We start from the raw sequence: 16,971 nt of genomic DNA on the forward strand, positions 1-16,971 counted from the left end.
GTTCGCGGGCTCCTCAGGGAGCCGTAGGAAACGCTCGCTCACTTGCGTTCGCGGGCTCCTCAGGGACCGATAGCAAACCGCGCACACCTGCGTAGGCGGGCTCCTCACGGAGCAGTAGATACCGCTCGCTCACTCCGTTCGCGGGCGCCTCAGCCTCGATCTTTCATGTGGTGGTGGGTTGGGGGTTTCGGCGGCTGGGTGTGGGGTTGGTGTGGTGTGGGTGTGGGTGATCGCCGGCGCTGGTGTTCGCCGGTTCTTCGGGTCCTGGGTTGAGGGGCAGGGGCTGCTGTGTGGTGTGTCAGGCGGCGTGCAGGGCGGTGTAGCCCTGGTAGATGAGGTCGTTGTAGGGCCAGCCGCGGGGTAGTCGTAGCAGGTGGCGTCGGCCGGTGTGGATGGTGCGTCCGGCCACGGCGAGGATGCATAGGCGCATGCGTTTGGGTTCGAAGAGGCGCGCGGGGTGGTGTTCGGGCCAGCATAGGGTTTGGGTCCAGGCCAAGAGTTCGGCGGCCAGGCAGACGATTTCGAGCCAGATCTGGTTTTTGGTGAACTCGTGGAAGGGCAGGTTGGCCATGCCGGTGTCTTTGAGGTTGCGGATGCGGTCTTCGGCGCGGGCGCGTTGGCGGTGGCGTAGTTCCAGGACCGGCAGGGTCCAGCCGGTGCCGCGGGTGTTGGTGGCGAACGCAGTGTAGCGGCGGCCGTCGATGTCGGTCAGGCGTAGTTGGGCGCCGGGGTCGGGGTATTCGCGGCGCACGATGACGCGCATCCCGGCCGGCCAGGGGTCGGTGGGGTCGGCGGCGGGGACGATCAGGTCGGTGAGCTCGGCGACCTGGGCGCCGTTGCGGGGTTGTTCGTCACCGTTGAACGCATCGCGCCAGGCCTGCTCGGGCAGCGCGGCGATGGCGGTTTTGACGTTGTCGTAGAGGGTGAACCCGATCGAGTACGCGAGTTTCTCGGCGCGCAGGAACCTGAGGAATTTTTTGGAACAGCCGCCGGCGTCGGTGCGGAGCAGCACCTGGGGGCGTTCGGCGGCGGGCAGTTGGGCCAGCGCGGCGGTCGTGGTGTTGATGTGCAGGTCGGCGCCTTGTGGGGAGGCGCCGCCGCGGCGTAGATCGATGATCAGTGGTTCGCCGGTGCCGTACTGGCCGTGATCGACGAACGCGCACATCGGGGAATGCCCGAACTGGCGTTTGTAGGTCAGTTGGGCGTGTTCTTTGAGTGAATGCGCACCGATGGTGGTGGCGTCGAGATCGACGATCACCTGCCCCCCATCGCGGGTGCCGGGTGTTCCGGCCAGCGGGCGCGCCCGCGTCCATACCCGGGTGCGGGCCGCGGCACGCGCGGCGCGGATCGCCGGTAGCGCCGTGCTCAGGTCGTCGGCCAACACGCTGATCAGCCGGGAGAACGTCGCATCCGAGGCCACCGGCCCGAACAGGTCGGGTTGGGCTCGCACGATCGCCACGTCGGCCGCGCAGTCACCGCCCAGAGCCAACGCGATCGCCAGATCCAGCAGCATCAGGCCCGGATCATGGGTGGCCCGCGGCGAGGTCCACGGCGCCAACGCCGCCGATAACGCCTCGTCCAGGCCCGCGACCTGCGCCGCGTCACGCAGCAGCAACGCCCCCGACGAACTCGTCAGCGACTCGCGGCGTTGATCATCGACAACCAGACGGGGATAGCGGTTATGCTTCACCTGCGAAGTGCCTTTCTGCCAGGAATTATTGTGTTGTGGAGATTCAATAATCCCTTGCCAGGTAGGCACTTTCGCATTTCCCACGCCGAACACCCCAAACAAACATGAAAGATCCAGGCTCAGGGACCGACAGGTGACGCCCGGGGCGCCGCCTCGGGACGTCAGCGCGAGCCGAGTTCTTCCAGGATCAACCGCGCGACACCGGCCTTACCCGCGGAGGTCGGGTGATACGGGACGGGTATCTCGAAACCGTTGACCCAGGGATGCGCTGAGCAGGCCGTGTGTGCGGCACCGGCCGCCGATGCCTTGACCAGCCGGACACCGGTGTCTTGTGCGGCTCGTGCGGTGGCCGCCGTCAAGCCGTCGAACGCACCGGCCATCTCGCGCGCCTCCGGATGAGTGAGCGGGATCTGCGTGCAGACGTCACCGGCGCCGTCGAGAACGGGTAGGTAGTCGACGATCAGGATCTCCGCGTGCAGGGCCCTCTGCCGCACCGCCGTCACGACATCGACCAGTGATCGCTCGACCCGGGCGTAGTCGGCCGAGGTGGGCGCCGGGCGCGCGTGACGGTGACGGCACCCGGGCACGCGCAGGCCGGGCGGGATGGCGTTCGCACAGCTCAACGTGGTGAGCCTACCGATGTACTCGATGTCGTTGCCGCCCACGGTGATCGTGACGAGATCGGTGTCGGGTGTCACCGCCACGATCTGCGGCTCGGCGACCCCGCGCTGAGGCTTTCGCAGGATGTTGGCGGTGGTCGCACCCGAGCAGGAGACGTCGGTCAGTCGCATACCGCGCGCCTGGGCGACCTGATGGGGATAGTCGTTGCCCGTCCGCATGCAGGGCACATTCACGATCTGCGCCACGTCGGGTCCCGATGCATACGAGCTGCCCAGCGCCACATACTTTTTGCCGGACCAGATCGACGCCTTCGCCACGGGGGTGGCCGGAGCCGGCGACTGGCTGCCGGCCGCCTCCGTCGTCGCGGTCCCGGAGAGCACCACGGCAGCCACCGCCGCAGCGGAGGCGACGATGGTGACAACGCGGGAGAGGAACGCTCGACGCATGACGGACAGTCTCACACATGCGCCCGCGGCCGTCCGGGCGGGCACGCGCAACCGCGGCCGCATACGACGAAACACACACCCGAAAGCTGAATACACCCCGCAAAGAACCCAGTTCTCCGAAAACGCCCGAACCGGGTCACTTGACCGACTAACGTCGCCGAGCAAGCGCCGCAGAACTCCGGGGGGAGTCAGCATGTCAGGTCATCGGGTGTTGGGACGCCCACACAATCGGTTGTCGGTCCGTCGGTCCGTGCCGGCGGTCGTGGTGGCGATCGCCTTCATCACAGTCGCAGCATTCGGCGCGGTGCCGGCCAACGCCGCGACGCACTACTATCCCGACATCTCAGAGGTGTCGGTCCCGAGGGCGACCTGCGGCCCCGGATCACTGCCCGAACCCGGCCTGCAGGGTGACGTCAGTGCGGAGGACCGCAACTCCGGCCGCAGCCGTCTCGGCTACCGCTGCAACCTCACCAAACTGGGCAATGTCCGCGGCGCCGGCGGCGGCATCGTGTCGGTCACCTTCGATCACTGCAGCTATACCGGCAGCCTGTTCCCGGGCACCAACCTCGTTCCCCAGCCCGGGGTCCAGGTTGTCGATGTCGCCGATCCCCGTCACCCGCGGATCGTCGGATCGCTCGACGAACCAGCGATGCGCGGCGGCACCTGGGAGACCTTGAAGGTCAACCACAAACGCAAACTACTGGCGGCCACGTCAGTGCCATTGAACTGGGGCGGCGGGTTCTTCTCCGTCTACGACATCTCCGACTGCGCGCACCCCAGACTGCTCAACCACGGCCCCGGCACGGCCACCCCGTTGCCGTTCGATTCCCACGAGGGCGGGTTCTCTCCGGACGGGCGCACCTATTGGACGTCGGGTATCTTCCCAGGCCATCTGAGCGCCATCGACATCTCGAATCCGGCCGTCCCGACCGTGATCTGGCAAGGCCTGCACGGCTTCCTCGGCCACGGCTTCGGCATCTCGCCCGACGGCAACCGCATGTATCTGTCGAACGGGGCCGGCATCACGATTCTGGACATCAGCGACATCCAGGACCGCAAGCCCTATCCGCAGGTGCCGCACGTGGCCGCGTATCTGTGGCCCGACGGTCAGGTCAATCAGCACACCATCCCGGTCACCTATCGCGGCAGGCCCTACATCCTGACCGCCGACGAACTCGGCTCCGGCGGCGTGAAGGTCTTCGACGTGACCAAACCGAACAGCCCGCGCTACGTCTCGCAGATCAAGCTCGAGATCAACCTCCCGAAGAACCTCGACACCAACCTGCGGTCGTCGATGGGTGGGGGCATCTTCAGCAGCAATCCGCACTACTGTTCGGCCGACCGTCCCCGCAACCCGACGGCACTCGCCTGCTCGTGGGAGTCATCGGGCATCCGCGTCTTCGACATCCGTGACCCGCGAAAGATCTCCGAGATCGCCTACTACAACCCGCCGGCGCAGAAGGGCGCGACGGTGGCCGACCTCCCCAACTCCGCCCACGTCCTCGCATCCATCTCGGGTGCGCCCGCCGTCGAGTTCCTCAGTTTCGGGATGTCGGTGCTCAACGGCAAGGTGCGTCTCGATCAGGTGATCGGTCCGCGGACCGGGATGCTCGTCGGCGGCGACATGGCCACCGATTGGTGCTTCTCCCCACCGGAGTTCCATGGCAACCAGATCTGGACCACCTGCTCCGACGGCGGCTTCTACGCGCTGGCGCTGAGTCCGCAGGTGTACGCTCCGCCGGCCGATCAGGAATCCACCTTGGGGACAACGTGACCGGACGTCGCACGCTCACGACTGCCGCCGTCGGTGTGGCGTTGCTGATGGTGTTGGCCATCGGAGGGGTTGTCGGCGCCGCATGGGAGGACCATCGGTCATCGGACGAGCAGACGCACACCCCCACCGCCACCGACATCGGCTTCGCGCAGGACATGTCGGTCCACCACGATCAGGCGATCCTGATGGGACGCTCGCTGTCGCGAGATGTGGCTCCGGAGATCGGTGGCCTGGCAGACCGTATCGTCGCGACGCAGACAGCCGAGGTCGCGCAGATGCGTGGCATGCTGACCTGGTTCGGGCTGCCGATGACGTCGTCGACGCCGATGGCCTGGATGGGCGGCGGCCGCGCTCGCCACCACGCCGCCGGGTCATCCGGCACCGCACAACCGCGCATGGAGGGGATGGCCAGCGTCGACGAACTCACCCGGCTGGCCGCCCTCCGCGGACGTGCGGCCGAGATCCTGTTCCTGCAGTTGATGATCCGCCACCACGAAGGCGGGCTGACGATGGCGGTGGCCGCACACAACGCACCGACCGCGAGTTCCGTGACCAAACAGCTCGCGCTGACAATGATCAGCGACCAGGGTGACGAGATCGGGCAGATGACCATGCTGCTGCGCGATCGTGGCGCCGAGCCGCTGCCCCACCCCTGACCACGTGGCCGGCGACCCGGGGCTGCCGGCCACGGGTGCTGGCGCGGGTCGGGTCGGTTGGCGCGGGCCTGTCGGGTGCCCGCGGGTTGTCGACGGACCGCGCGAGCGGACCCGACCCGCGCCGGCCGAACGGACCCGCGTCCTGTATCACCCAGCGGGCAGCCACGAGTCGGATCAGACGACCGGATCAGAAGATGTGCGGCAGGTCCGTGGAGACGCGATCGGTGAACGTCGCGGGGCGCTTCTCGAGGAACGACGTGACGCCTTCGGCGACGTCGGCCATCGTTCCGCGGTAGTAGATCGCCTTCGAATCGGCCGCATGGGCATCGCGCGGACTGGGCGCACCGGCCATGCGCCACAACAGCTGTCGGGTGAGCGCCACCGACACCGGCGCGGTCCCTGACGTCATCTCCCTGGCCACCCCGATCGCGGTGGCGAGCACCTCGTCCTTGGGCACCACCTGCTGCACCAGGCCACGCTCGTGCGCCTCGGCGACCGGGACCATTTTTGCGCCCATGGTCCACTGCAGCGCGGTCGGGAGCCCGACCAACCGCGGCAGGAACCAGGTGGAGCAGGCTTCGGGCACCAGGCCGCGCTGAGCGAACACGAAACCGAACTTGGCGTCGTCGGAGGCGATGCGGACATCGGCCGCGAGGGTCATTGTGACCCCGACGCCCGCCGACGCGCCGTTGATCGCCATCACCACGGGTTTGAGCGAATCGAAGATGCGCAGCGTCACCTGACCGCCCATGTCCCGGGGGATCTCGCCGGGCGCGGTCGACTCGAGTTCGAAGGTGTTGGCGCCGCCACCCAGATCCGCTCCCGCGCAGAAGGCGCGCCCCGTGCCGGTGATCACCACCGCGCGGATCGAGTCGTCGGCGTCGGTCTCGTCGAACGCCGCCTGGATCTCCTCGCCCATCTGGTGCGTGAAGGCGTTGAGCCGGTCTGGCCGGTTGAGGCGGATGATCGCGATCTCGTCGTCGCGCTCGATGATGATGGGCTGATCGTCGATCTGCTGAGCATGTGTGGTCACCGATTCAACCTACGCGATGACCGAGCGATCGTTCGTGAAGACTGGTGTTTCCACTCGTCGGACCGGCCACATCCGCTCCCTGAGGAGGTCCGGAGCGATAGCGCACGACCGGCCACATCCGCTCCCTGAGGAGGTCCGGAGCGATAGCGCACGACCGGCCACATCCGCTCCCTGAGGAGGTCCGGAGCGATAGCGGAGGACCGTCACGAAGGGGCCTTCGTGACGCACGCTCGTACCTCGCGGGCTCCTCAGGCACCGGAAGGCGACGCACGCTCGTACCTCGCGGGCTCCTCAGGCACCGGGTGGCGACGCACGCTCGTACCTCGCGGGCTCCTCAGGCACCGGGTGGCGACGCACGCTCGTACCTCGCGGACTCCTCAGGCACCGGGTGGCTCCAGGGACACCGAAGCGGTGCGTCCCGACGGTGATCGTCGCGACGCACCGCTCCGGTGCTGGTTGTAGTTACGGCTGGCTAGCTGGCCTCACCCTTGCTGTCGCCGGCCTTGGTGAGCTCGGCGGGAGCGTCGGGCAGCTCGCGAGGCTTCTCGGACCCGGTGAACGTGAATTTGGCGTCCTCGCCGTCGTCCTCGCCGTCCCAGCCCTCGACGTCGACGAGCACGATCTGGCCCGCGTGAATCTCGTTGAAGAGGATCTTCTCCGACAGCTGGTCCTCGATCTCACGCTGGATGGTCCGACGCAGCGGCCGGGCACCGAGCACGGGATCGAAGCCACGCTTCGCGAGCAGGCCCTTGGCCTTGTCGGTCAGCTCGATGGCCATGTCCTTGTTCTTCAACTGCGTCTCGACGCGGTTGATCATCAGGTCAACCATCTCGATGATCTCCTGACGCGTCAGCTGGTGGAACACGATCACGTCGTCGATACGGTTGAGGAACTCGGGCCGGAAGTGCTTCTTCAGCTCATCGTTGACCTTCTGCTTCATCCGCTCGTACTGCGAGCCCTCGCTACCGCCCTTGGTGAAGCCGAGGCCGACCGCCTTGGAGATGTCGCTGGTACCGAGGTTCGACGTGAAGATCAGCACGGTGTTCTTGAAGTCGACCGTACGTCCCTGACCGTCGGTGAGGCGCCCGTCCTCCAACACCTGCAACAGCGTGTTGTAGATCTCCGAGTGCGCCTTCTCGATCTCGTCGAACAGCACGACCGAGAACGGCTTGCGCCGCACCTTCTCGGTGAGCTGGCCGCCCTCTTCGTAGCCGACATAACCGGGAGGGGCACCGAACAGACGCGACGCGGTGAAGCGGTCGTGGAACTCGCCCATGTCGATCTGGATGAGCGCGTCGTCCTCACCGAACAGGAAGTTCGCCAGCGCCTTGGACAGCTCGGTCTTTCCGACACCGGACGGACCGGCGAAGATGAACGAACCGGATGGACGCTTGGGATCCTTCAGGCCGGCACGAGTACGACGGATCGCCTTGGAGACGGCCTTGACCGCATCCTCCTGGCCGATGATCCGCTTGTGCAGCTCGTCCTCCATGCGGAGCAGACGGGTGGTCTCCTCCTCGGTGAGCTTGAACACCGGGATACCGGTCCAGTTGCCCAGGACCTCGGCGATCTGCTCGTCGTCGACCTCGGCCACGACGTCCATATCGCCACTGCGCCATTGCTTTTCCCGCTCGGCACGCTCGGCGACCAGCTGCTTCTCCTTGTCACGGAGATTGGCGGCCTTCTCGAAGTCCTGCGCGTCGATCGCGGACTCCTTCTCCTTGCGCGCGTCGGCGATACGCTCGTCGAACTCGCGCAGGTCTGGCGGCGCGGTCATCCGGCGGATACGCATGCGCGCCCCCGCCTCGTCGATGAGGTCGATTGCCTTGTCCGGCAGGAACCGGTCGTTGATGTAGCGGTCGGCCAGCGTCGCGGCGGCCACCAGCGCACCGTCGGTGATGGACACCCGATGGTGGCTCTCGTAGCGGTCGCGCAGACCCTTGAGGATCTCGATGGTGTGCTCCACCGACGGCTCGCCGACCTGCACCGGCTGGAACCGGCGTTCCAGAGCGGCATCCTTCTCGATGTACTTGCGGTACTCATCGAGGGTCGTCGCACCGATGGTCTGCAGCTCGCCACGGGCCAGCTTGGGCTTCAGGATCGACGCGGCGTCGATCGCACCCTCGGCGGCACCCGCGCCGACCAGCGTGTGGAGCTCGTCGATGAACAGGATGATGTCGCCGCGCGTGTTGATCTCCTTGAGCACCTTCTTCAGGCGTTCCTCGAAGTCACCGCGGTAGCGGCTGCCGGCCACCAAGGACCCGAGGTCGAGGGTGTAGAGCTGCTTGTCCTTGAGCGTCTCCGGCACCTGACCGTTGACAATGGCCTGCGCGAGACCCTCGACGACGGCGGTCTTGCCGACGCCCGGCTCGCCGATCAGCACCGGGTTGTTCTTGGTGCGGCGGCTCAGCACCTGCATGACCCGCTCGATCTCTTTTTCCCGGCCGATGACCGGGTCGAGTTTCGCCTCGGCCGCGGCGGCCGTCAGGTTTCTACCGAACTGATCGAGGACCAGCGAGGTCGACGGGGTGCCGGTCTCGCTGCTGCGGCCACCGGTACCCGCTTCCTGCGGCTCCTTGCCCTGGTATCCCGAGAGCAGCTGGATGACCTGCTGACGGACCCGGTTCAGGTCGGCGCCCAGCTTCACCAGGACCTGGGCGGCGACGCCCTCACCCTCGCGGATCAGACCCAGCAGGATGTGTTCGGTGCCGATGTAGTTGTGGCCGAGCTGCAGCGCCTCACGCAGCGACAGCTCGAGCACCTTCTTGGCACGCGGGGTGAAGGGGATGTGGCCCGACGGCGCCTGCTGCCCCTGGCCGATGATCTCCTCGACCTGGCTGCGGACACCTTCCAGCGAGATCCCGAGGGACTCGAGCGCCTTGGCAGCCACGCCCTCACCCTCGTGGATCAGACCCAGGAGGATGTGTTCGGTGCCGATGTAGTTGTGGTTGAGCATCCGGGCTTCTTCTTGCGCCAGGACGACGACGCGACGTGCGCGGTCGGTGAACCGTTCGAACATTGTGCTCCCTCACATAGCTTGCGCCCCGGCCGTCGGTGACAACCACAGCGGCGACAACTGCAGCGGTGTCCGTGTACGTGACGACCAGCCTGCCTCCACTCTAGTGGTCGCTTGGAGTGCAGCTACAGTTAACGTCGGTCAGAAACGATTTCCGTGGTGGTCACGGCGGGGATCTGCGCACTACAACCGTGCACTTGGGCGCTATGTTCCATGGGCGCTACGCCGAGAGCGAACGCGCTGCTGACGCCCCTATTTCTGGTGCACTGCGACGATGTTTCCGGACGGATCGGCGAACCAGGCGATATCCGGGCCCCGTCCGTCGCCCCGCGCGATGCCCCGGCCATCCTGCTCGAAGTCGTCGTATCGGAGGAATTCCACGCCCTTGCCGGCCAGGTCGTCGACCATTTGTTCGAGGTCGCGGGCGGGAATGTTGAGGATGGTGAAGTTCGCCGGCTCGTGGTCCGGTTTGGGATAGACCAGCACCGTCGTGTTGCGGTTGATGCGTATGCCCAGGATGGTCATCGGCGCGCCCGCCACATCGGGCCCGCTCGCTGCGCTCCCGGCGCCCACCACATCGGGCCCGCTCGCTGCGCTCCCGGCGCCCACCACATCGGGCCCGCTCGCTGCGCTCCCGGCGCCCGCCACATCGGGCCCGCTCGCTGCGCTCCCGGCGCCCATCTCGAATCTCAGCACCCGCATCCCCAACACTCCGCGGTAGAAGGCCTCGGCCTCCGCGAGGTCGCGGACCGCGAAACCGCTGTATGGCGAGGTGGGTGTGCTCATCTGCGCTTCGAGCTCGTCGGAGATGCGGACGATCTGCAGCCAGTTGCCGTCCGGATCGGTCACGGTCCCGAAGTACGAGCCTCCCCCCTTGTCCTCGAGCGGGCTGACCCATTCCGCACCGAGCTCGTCGATGCGCGCGGCCGTGGCGACCGGGTCGTCGACCTCGACGTTCAGGATCGCGCGGGCACCGCCGACGTTCGGGCCGGACACGTCGTCCCGCTTGTCGAACATGATGTAGAAACCGTCGAGTTCGAGGATCTCGTACCCGGGCGCATCCGGATCGGTCTGGATCTCACCCTCGAATGCGGTCGCGTACCAGCGCGCGAGACGCTTCGGGTCGTCACTGGACAGGAGCATGGAGGAAATCGTTGCGGTGGCCATACTCGGACTGACCGTCGCCGGCGCCGCAATTCATCGCCGGTCAGCCCTCGGTCATCGACCGAATGAGTCGATGACCCGATCCAGCACGGCGAGGACCTCATCTGCCGCGGAGCCCTTGTCCTCGGCGGCCGCCACATAGAGCGCTGCCTCGTCGAGCGCACCGATGGCGACATGCGCGATCGGACGCACCGGCTGCTCGGCGATCTGTCCCGCCGCGATCGCCGCGTGCAGGATGCCCTCGACCAGCGCGAAACCGAACTCCTCCCCCCGCGCCCGCCATTCACTCCAGCCCATCACCGACGGCGCATCCACCAACGAGATCTGGTGCACGGTCGGATCGGTGACCCGTTCGAGGAAGACGCGCACGCCGGCCTTGAGCGCCGACATCGGGTCTGTCACCGCGACGTCGCCCACCCGCTCGGCGACCTCGGCGGTGATGTCCTGTTCGACCTGGTCATAGACGGCCGCGAACAGGCCCTGCTTGTCCTTGAACTGGTGATACAGGGCGCCACGCGTCACGCCGGCCTCGTCCACGATCGCCTGCGTGCCCACCTCGGCGTAACCGTGTTCGCCGAACAGCTTGCGCCCCGCGGCGATCAGCGCCGCACGGGTGGCTGCCGTGCGCTCGGCCTGAGTTCGACGATTGACTTTCATACAGGTTGCACGTAACTTTCATACAGAGTGTTCGTAAGTCGCGACAAGCATAGTCGAAGGGCGGAAAGCCATGACCACGACGACAACCATCGACCTCGCCTCCGGCACGATCGAGTACGCGACGTACGGACCAGAGACCTCGCCGCACCCTCCGATCGTCTTCGTGCACGGCGCTGTCGTCGATCACCGGCTGTGGGAACCGGTCGCGACCATTCTCGCCGAGGCCGGGTATCGCTGTTATGCACCGACTTTCCCCTTGGGGTCCCACCACATCCCCTGGGGGCCGACCGCCGATCGGAGTCCACGCGGCGCCGCCCGCGTCGTTCGCGAGTTCGTGGCCGCGCTCGGCCTCTCCGACGCGACGCTGGTGGCGAACGACACCGGCGGCGCGATCACCCAGTTCGCGCTCGACAGCGACCCGGCCTTCGTCCGTGCACTCGTGTTCACCAACTGCGACGCCTTCGAGCTGTTTCCGCCCCAGCCGTTCCGTGTGGTGTTCGCACTGCTCCGTCAGCGAGTGCTGCTGCGGCCGATGATCGAGTCCATGCGGTTTCGTGCCCTGCGCCACTCGCCGCTCGGGGTCGGCCTCCTGCTCACCGACCCCGATCCGGACCTGACCCTCTCGATGTTCGAGCCCCTTCGCACCGATGCCCGCATCCGCGGCGACCTCATCGCCTTCCTGCGGGAGATCCATCCGGCCGAACTCGCCGAGGTCACGCCCCGGTTGTCGCGGGTGGACCTGCCGGTCACCGTGGTGTGGGGAACCGACGATCGGTGTTTCACCCCCGATCACGGGCGGCGCCTGGCAGCGGTGTTCGAGAATTCACGCTTCGTCGACGTCCCGCACGCGCGGACATTCGTGTCGCTGGACCAGCCCCGCGCGGTCGCCGACGCGATCGTTGCCACATCGGCGCGGATCTGACCTGCGTAAACCCCGGTCGCTGATCGGCAGTTGGTGAGCGATGGTCGAACCTGCATCAGTCCGGCCATTGACGAGTGAGGGTCGCGAAAGGCCGCCCTTCGTGACACCCCTCCGCTTGCGCTCCGGGGTTCCTCAGGGACCGCGAGGGAAACCCGCCAGCCTCATCAGCCCGGTCCCTGAGGAGCGAGCCTGCGAGCGTCACGAAGGGCCGCTCCGCAGGGAACCGGGAGGTTGTATACACGCCGGCCGGCGCGAAGAAATTCTGCGATAGGGCGTCGGATTCCGGTCCCGGCGAACGACGATGAGGGTGTGAGTGGCGAACAAGAGGGTCCGCCCGAAGGCGGGGCACCCGCACTGCTGGCGGTGTACGACGAGGCGCTGCCGGCCGTGTATGGCTACCTGCTGCGTCGGTGTTCGGACCGGCGGGTCGCCGAGGACCTCACCTCGGAGACCTTCCTGGCCGCGATGGACACCGTGCGTCGCGACGACGACGCCCGACCGACCACGCCCTGGCTGATCGGGGTCGCCAGGCACAAGCTCGCCGACCATTGGCGGGCGATGCAACGGACGCCCGGACCGGTGGAGGACCTCCCAGAATCCGTCGACGACGACTGGGACGTCCACCTCGACCGGATGCTCGCGCACTACACGCTGGCGCAACTGTCACCCACACATCGAGCGGTGCTCACTCTGCGCTATGTCGACGACCTGACCGTCGGCGACTGCGCGGGCGTCCTCGACCGCACCGTCGGCGCCACCGAGGCGCTGCTCACCAGGGCCAAGCGAGCCTTCCGCGCGGCCTATCCGGAATCCGAACCACGGTCCGGCCAGTCCACCACAGGGAGAGGAGGCCACGCATGAACGAGCACAACAACACCGAGAATAGCGGTACCGCAACGCCGCCCGATCCGTTCGTCGTCCTGCGGGCCGCCGACACCCCGGGCTGGACCGATCCGGTCGCTCCCGACGCCGAGTTCGCCCTCACCTTGCGGGACCGACTCGAGCGCGGGACGACCTTACCGAAGGGAGTTGTCATGAGCACCACCACCATCGAGACCACCACCAGTACCCCCGCACCAGCGGTCGAGCGCCCGGGCGCGCTTCCCTACCTCACGGTCGCCGACGGTCGGGGCGCCATCGACTGGTATGTGGCACACCTCGGCGCCCGGCTCCGAGGCGAACCGATCGTGATGGAAGACGGCCGGATCGGCCACGCCGAGCTCGAGATCGGTGGCGGTGCAGTCTATCTCGCCGATGAGTTCGCGGACATGGGTATCCGGGCGCCACGGCCCGGCCAGGTCTCGGTCAGTCTGATGCTCGCGGTGGATGATGCCGATGCCGCCGTGTCGGCCGCCGAACGCGGCGGCGCCGCGGTCACCCGAGAACCGTTCGAGGGCTACGGTCATCGCAGCGGGACGATCATCGACCCGTTCGGTCATCGCTGGATGCTGACGGGGCCGTCGAAGACCGCTGCCGCGCCGACCGATCGCATCCAGACCGGCGACATCGTCTACCTGTCCCTGCAGACACCCGACATCGACCGGGCGGCACGCTTCTACGGCGCCGTCCTTGGGTGGGAGTTCGACCCGGCGACGCGTCAGGTCACGAATCTCGGTCATCGTCTGGGCATCTCGGATACGCCAGGGTACGGCGCACCGGGCTCGGTGTACTGCGTGTATGCGGTCGAGGACTTCGACACCGCGCGCGAGGCCATCGTCGCGGCGGGAGGGCAGGCAGGCGAGGCGAGTGAGGTGTCCCGTGACGGCACCCGCGTCATCGACGCCGTCGACGATCAGGGCGTGGCGTTCTCGGTGCACGTGGCAGCGTCCGACGAACCACGACCCGATCAGCATCCGCGGGGTGTCGGCGAGATGTCGTATCTGACGGTCCACACACCGTCGAGCGCCCGGTTCCGTGACTTCTACGGCACCGCTCTCGGCTGGACGTTCCACGCAGGCCGCATCGACGACGGTTGGGAGGTCGACGACGTGCGCCCGCAGGTCGGGATCGCCGGCGGTGCCGAGAAGTCCATGTCCGTGCCGATGTGGAACGTCGCGGACATGGATGCCGCTGTCGAACGGGTCCGCACGGCCGGCGGTCGGGTCATCTCCGAACCCGACACCCAGGCGTACGGGATCATGGCCTACTGCGCCGACGACCAGGGAGCCGAGTTCTATCTGGGACAGCTGTTCTGAGCCGCGAGCGACATCCGCGGCCAAATGCGCTCAGCGGGCGTCGCGTCGGCCGTCGTAATCGGCTCGGGCGACCTCGACCTCGCCGACCCGGCTTTCGACCATCTCGATCAAGCCGGTCAGCACCCCGGCCATCTCACGTCCCAGCTCGGTGAGCGAGTACTCGACCTTCGGCGGGATGGTTTGCAGCACAGTTCGTGTCACGAATCCATCGCGCTCGAGTGACTGCAGCGTGACCGACAGCATGCGTTCACTGACGCCGTCGACCCTCCGACGTAACGCACTGAATCGGAGGTCTCCCTCACCGAGCGCGGCCAAGGCGAGCAGACCCCACCGACTCGTCACGTTCTGCAGGATGTCCCGCGACTGACAGTCACGGGCGAAGACGTCGGCCTCCAACGACGGATCAATGTCCTCGCCGAGACCTCCGCCGACCGGATTCGCAACGCTCATGGCACCCAAGTGTAGGCGCACTACTCCAACTGTGCTTACCATCACATTGGCACTTATTTATAGTAAGTGCATGATGAGGAGGAACCACCTACCGCCAACCGATCGGAGTTCAGACATGACCACGTACGCAGTGACCGGAGCCACCGGCGGCCTGGGCGGCGGCGCCATCGCCGCCCTCATCGATCGCGGTATCGCCGCCGGTGACATCGTTGCGATCGTCCGGGACGCCGGTAAGGCGACCGATCTCCGCGACCGGGGCGTCGACATTCGTGTCGCCGACTACACCGATCCGGCGGCGCTGGGAAAGGCCCTCACCGGCGTCGACAAGCTTCTCCTGGTCTCCTCCTCGGAGATCGGGCAGCGACTGCCACAGCACACCAACGTCATCGCGGCCGCGGTAGAGGCCGGCGTCGGCGTGATCGCCTACACGAGCATCCTGCGCGCCGACACCTCGCCGCTGAGCTTGGCGACCGAGCACATCGCCACCGAGAAGGCGCTGGCCGACAGCGGGATTCCGTTCATCCTGCTCCGCAACGGGTGGTATTCCGACAACTATCTGGCGTCCGCACCGACGGCGATCGACGGCGGGGTCTTCTACGGCAGTGCACGTGACGGCCGAGTGGCTCCGGCCGCCCGCACCGACTATGCCGACGCTGCGGCCGCGGCCTTGATCTCTGCGGAGCCGGGCCGGGTCTTCGAGCTCGCCGGGTCCGAGCACCTGTCCTATGACGACATCGCCGCCACCCTGGCCGAGGTGAGCGGACAATCGGTGCGCTACCAGGATCTGGCCGAAGCGGACTACGCCGCTGCCCTTACCGGGGCAGGCGTGCCTGCACCGATGGCCGGCATCCTCGCCGACTCGGATGCGGGAGCGGCGTCCGGCGCCCTCGATTCCACGTCGACCGACCTCGTCGACCTGCTCGGACGACCGGCGACCTCGTTCGCGAACGTCGTCCGCCGGGGCCTCGACATCCACAGCTGACACCGGCACAAGCACTCGGCCCCCATCATCCGCGCGTGTGCAGCAGGCCGACGATCATCACCGTGAACCCGGCCACCGCGGCAAGCGCCCGCATGATGTTCCAGCGCACCCACGGTCCGACGAAATCCGCCCAGACCGTGGGTGCGTCGGTGGGCGACACCGAACCGGCGTCCTCGAGCCGATTGTTCAGTGGCACATTGACGCCCATCGTGATCAGCAGCGCTACGCCGTAGAGCGCGACGGCGGCGACGAGCCACCACCGCACCGGATCTCCCCACCAGAGAACGACACCGAGAACACCGAACACCAGGCCGCCGAAGAAGATCAGCGCGAACACCGGATTGAGGATTGCCACGTTGATCCGCTGCATCGCGGCCACCGCCGTCGCCGACGTGGCTCGCTGCAGGCCGGGCATCACCGAATAGGCGAACGCCGAGAGCAAGCCGGCCGACAGGCCGACAGTGGTCACGGCCAGCACGAGGATCGTGTCACGGAACTGAGTCATCTCGACACCTGCACGCGTGCCACACTTTTCGCGAAGTCGTCGAGATCGGTTGCCGGACGGCCGAGGACCCGCTCGACATCGTGGGACACCTGCGCGTTCCGCCCGTCGAACAAGGTCCCGAACAACGCCACCAGGAGCCCGATCTCCTCATCGGGGACAGTCAGCTCCGACAACAGATCCCGATAATCCTGCAGCGACACCTGAGTGAACTCGATCGGAAGTTGCTGCGTCGCGGCGAGCGTGGCAACGGCGTCGGCGAAGGTCAACAACCGCGGGCCGGTCAGCTCGTAGGTCTGCGCGGCGTGTGGGTTGGCCCCGTCCGGCGCCGCGTCGAGCAACGCCGCGACCGCCACCTCCGCGATGTCGTCGGCGTCCACGAACGGCTCCCCCACCTCGCCGACCGGCAGCGTCAATGAGCCGGCGGCGATCTCCGGCGCGAAACCACCCTCGGAGAAGTTCTGATCGAACCACGCGCAGGAAAGCACGGTGGAGTCGATGTCACCGGCGTGCACGATCCGGGCTGCCTGCGCCGCTTCGGGCTCGCCACGGCCGGACAGCAGGACGAGTCGATGCACGCCCGCGCCTTCGGCGAGGCGGACGAACTCGGCGATGTCCTCGGTGGCCCCGGGCACGATGAGGTCGGGTTGGTAGGAGAGGTAGACGGCACCGGCGCCTGCCAGCGCCGGGGCCCACGTCGCTCGGTCGGTCCAGTCGAACACCGTGACGCTCGTCCGACTGGCGCGGCGGACGGGGATACCGCGAGCGGCGAGAAGGTCCGCGACGCGGCGGCCGGTCTTGCCCGTGGCGCCGATGACGAGAATCGGGCGTTCTGACATCAGGTCGGCTCGGTGAGTTCGGGA

At 67.2% G+C, this 16,971-nt stretch carries 15 protein-coding genes; 6 read left to right on the forward strand and 9 right to left on the reverse strand.

Features of this window, described 5'->3' with window-relative positions:
* Window positions 1–298 precede the first annotated feature (298 nt).
* Together AC4AMJ_RS20100 and AC4AMJ_RS20105 are read right to left on the reverse strand one after the other, a co-directional pair.
* Window positions 299–1,690, reverse strand: a complete 1,392-nt coding sequence (locus AC4AMJ_RS20100) for an IS1380 family transposase (RefSeq protein ID WP_489897037.1) — start codon at window positions 1,688–1,690, stop codon at window positions 299–301.
* A gap of 161 nt (window positions 1,691–1,851) precedes the next feature.
* Window positions 1,852–2,757, reverse strand: a complete 906-nt coding sequence (locus AC4AMJ_RS20105) for an SGNH/GDSL hydrolase family protein (protein ID WP_489914277.1) — start codon at window positions 2,755–2,757, stop codon at window positions 1,852–1,854.
* A 193-nt stretch (window positions 2,758–2,950) separates the two neighbouring features.
* Between AC4AMJ_RS20105 and AC4AMJ_RS20110 the strand changes: the two genes are divergently transcribed.
* Window positions 2,951–4,531: an LVIVD repeat-containing protein gene (locus tag AC4AMJ_RS20110; RefSeq protein ID WP_489899378.1), complete on the forward strand. Its 1,581-nt coding sequence runs from the start codon at window positions 2,951–2,953 to the stop codon at window positions 4,529–4,531.
* On the forward strand, window positions 4,528–5,187 hold the full coding sequence (locus AC4AMJ_RS20115; RefSeq protein WP_489899377.1) for a DUF305 domain-containing protein: 660 nt from the start codon (window positions 4,528–4,530) through the stop codon (window positions 5,185–5,187). The genes AC4AMJ_RS20110 and AC4AMJ_RS20115 overlap by 4 nt, the downstream gene beginning before the upstream one ends.
* 187 nt (window positions 5,188–5,374) lie before the next feature.
* Here AC4AMJ_RS20115 and AC4AMJ_RS20120 read toward each other — a convergent pair whose 3' ends face one another.
* The 4 genes from AC4AMJ_RS20120 to AC4AMJ_RS20135 form a co-directional block, all read right to left on the reverse strand.
* Window positions 5,375–6,220: a crotonase/enoyl-CoA hydratase family protein gene (locus AC4AMJ_RS20120; protein ID WP_489899376.1), complete on the reverse strand. Its 846-nt coding sequence runs from the start codon at window positions 6,218–6,220 to the stop codon at window positions 5,375–5,377.
* A gap of 472 nt (window positions 6,221–6,692) precedes the next feature.
* Window positions 6,693–9,239: an ATP-dependent Clp protease ATP-binding subunit gene (locus AC4AMJ_RS20125; RefSeq protein WP_489899374.1), complete on the reverse strand. Its 2,547-nt coding sequence runs from the start codon at window positions 9,237–9,239 to the stop codon at window positions 6,693–6,695.
* 249 nt (window positions 9,240–9,488) lie between these two features.
* On the reverse strand, window positions 9,489–10,403 hold the full coding sequence (locus AC4AMJ_RS20130) for a VOC family protein (RefSeq protein ID WP_489914279.1): 915 nt from the start codon (window positions 10,401–10,403) through the stop codon (window positions 9,489–9,491).
* A 51-nt stretch (window positions 10,404–10,454) separates the two neighbouring features.
* Window positions 10,455–11,057 carry a TetR/AcrR family transcriptional regulator gene (locus AC4AMJ_RS20135; protein WP_489914281.1) on the reverse strand — a complete coding sequence of 201 codons (603 nt, stop codon included), beginning with the start codon at window positions 11,055–11,057 and terminating at the stop codon, window positions 10,455–10,457.
* Between the two features lie 70 nt (window positions 11,058–11,127).
* On the opposite strand from AC4AMJ_RS20135, the gene AC4AMJ_RS20140 reads away from it, so the two are divergent.
* The 3 genes from AC4AMJ_RS20140 to AC4AMJ_RS20150 all read left to right on the forward strand — a co-directional run bounded on the left by AC4AMJ_RS20140 (window position 11,128) and on the right by AC4AMJ_RS20150 (window position 14,174).
* Window positions 11,128–11,979, forward strand: a complete 852-nt coding sequence (locus AC4AMJ_RS20140) for an alpha/beta fold hydrolase (RefSeq protein ID WP_489914283.1) — start codon at window positions 11,128–11,130, stop codon at window positions 11,977–11,979.
* A 309-nt stretch (window positions 11,980–12,288) separates the two neighbouring features.
* The gene (locus tag AC4AMJ_RS20145) at window positions 12,289–12,840 is read left to right on the forward strand and encodes an RNA polymerase sigma factor (RefSeq protein WP_489914285.1); all 552 of its coding nucleotides are present in this window, start codon (window positions 12,289–12,291) and stop codon (window positions 12,838–12,840) included.
* Window positions 12,837–14,174, forward strand: a complete 1,338-nt coding sequence (locus AC4AMJ_RS20150) for a VOC family protein (RefSeq protein ID WP_489914287.1) — start codon at window positions 12,837–12,839, stop codon at window positions 14,172–14,174. The genes AC4AMJ_RS20145 and AC4AMJ_RS20150 overlap by 4 nt, the downstream gene beginning before the upstream one ends.
* A 30-nt stretch (window positions 14,175–14,204) precedes the next feature.
* On the opposite strand, the gene AC4AMJ_RS20155 is transcribed toward AC4AMJ_RS20150, so the two are convergent.
* A complete protein-coding gene (locus AC4AMJ_RS20155) occupies window positions 14,205–14,624 on the reverse strand; it encodes a winged helix-turn-helix transcriptional regulator (RefSeq protein WP_489914289.1) in 420 nt (139 codons plus the stop codon).
* A gap of 115 nt (window positions 14,625–14,739) precedes the next feature.
* Between AC4AMJ_RS20155 and AC4AMJ_RS20160 the strand changes: the two genes are divergently transcribed.
* The gene (locus AC4AMJ_RS20160) at window positions 14,740–15,606 is read left to right on the forward strand and encodes an NmrA family NAD(P)-binding protein (RefSeq protein WP_489914291.1); all 867 of its coding nucleotides are present in this window, start codon (window positions 14,740–14,742) and stop codon (window positions 15,604–15,606) included.
* 25 nt (window positions 15,607–15,631) lie between these two features.
* Here the strand turns inward: AC4AMJ_RS20160 and AC4AMJ_RS20165 are convergent, their stop codons facing one another.
* Both AC4AMJ_RS20165 and AC4AMJ_RS20170 read right to left on the reverse strand, forming a co-directional pair.
* Complete coding sequence (locus AC4AMJ_RS20165; protein ID WP_489914293.1) at window positions 15,632–16,111, reverse strand: anthrone oxygenase family protein; 480 nt, start codon at window positions 16,109–16,111, stop codon at window positions 15,632–15,634.
* Window positions 16,108–16,947, reverse strand: a complete 840-nt coding sequence (locus AC4AMJ_RS20170) for an NAD(P)H-binding protein (RefSeq protein WP_489914295.1) — start codon at window positions 16,945–16,947, stop codon at window positions 16,108–16,110. Before AC4AMJ_RS20170 ends, AC4AMJ_RS20165 begins: the two co-directional genes overlap by 4 nt.
* Window positions 16,948–16,971: the final 24 nt, after the last annotated feature.

Source organism: Gordonia sp. LMA484 (genome assembly GCF_058129505.1).

What these genes read in the sequence shown, in the direction of transcription:
- AC4AMJ_RS20140 (WP_489914283.1), top strand. Translation starts at nt 11,128, where the DNA reads ATGACCACGACGACAACCATCGACCTCGCCTCCGGCACGATCGAGTAC.
- AC4AMJ_RS20105 (WP_489914277.1), bottom strand. Translation starts at nt 2,757, where the DNA reads ATGCGTCGAGCGTTCCTCTCCCGCGTTGTCACCATCGTCGCCTCCGCT.
- AC4AMJ_RS20170 (WP_489914295.1), bottom strand. Translation starts at nt 16,947, where the DNA reads ATGTCAGAACGCCCGATTCTCGTCATCGGCGCCACGGGCAAGACCGGC.
- AC4AMJ_RS20155 (WP_489914289.1), bottom strand. Translation starts at nt 14,624, where the DNA reads ATGAGCGTTGCGAATCCGGTCGGCGGAGGTCTCGGCGAGGACATTGAT.
- AC4AMJ_RS20160 (WP_489914291.1), top strand. Translation starts at nt 14,740, where the DNA reads ATGACCACGTACGCAGTGACCGGAGCCACCGGCGGCCTGGGCGGCGGC.
- AC4AMJ_RS20110 (WP_489899378.1), top strand. Translation starts at nt 2,951, where the DNA reads ATGTCAGGTCATCGGGTGTTGGGACGCCCACACAATCGGTTGTCGGTC.
- AC4AMJ_RS20130 (WP_489914279.1), bottom strand. Translation starts at nt 10,403, where the DNA reads ATGGCCACCGCAACGATTTCCTCCATGCTCCTGTCCAGTGACGACCCG.
- AC4AMJ_RS20135 (WP_489914281.1), bottom strand. Translation starts at nt 11,057, where the DNA reads ATGAAAGTCAATCGTCGAACTCAGGCCGAGCGCACGGCAGCCACCCGT.
- AC4AMJ_RS20150 (WP_489914287.1), top strand. Translation starts at nt 12,837, where the DNA reads ATGAACGAGCACAACAACACCGAGAATAGCGGTACCGCAACGCCGCCC.
- AC4AMJ_RS20125 (WP_489899374.1), bottom strand. Translation starts at nt 9,239, where the DNA reads ATGTTCGAACGGTTCACCGACCGCGCACGTCGCGTCGTCGTCCTGGCG.
- AC4AMJ_RS20165 (WP_489914293.1), bottom strand. Translation starts at nt 16,111, where the DNA reads ATGACTCAGTTCCGTGACACGATCCTCGTGCTGGCCGTGACCACTGTC.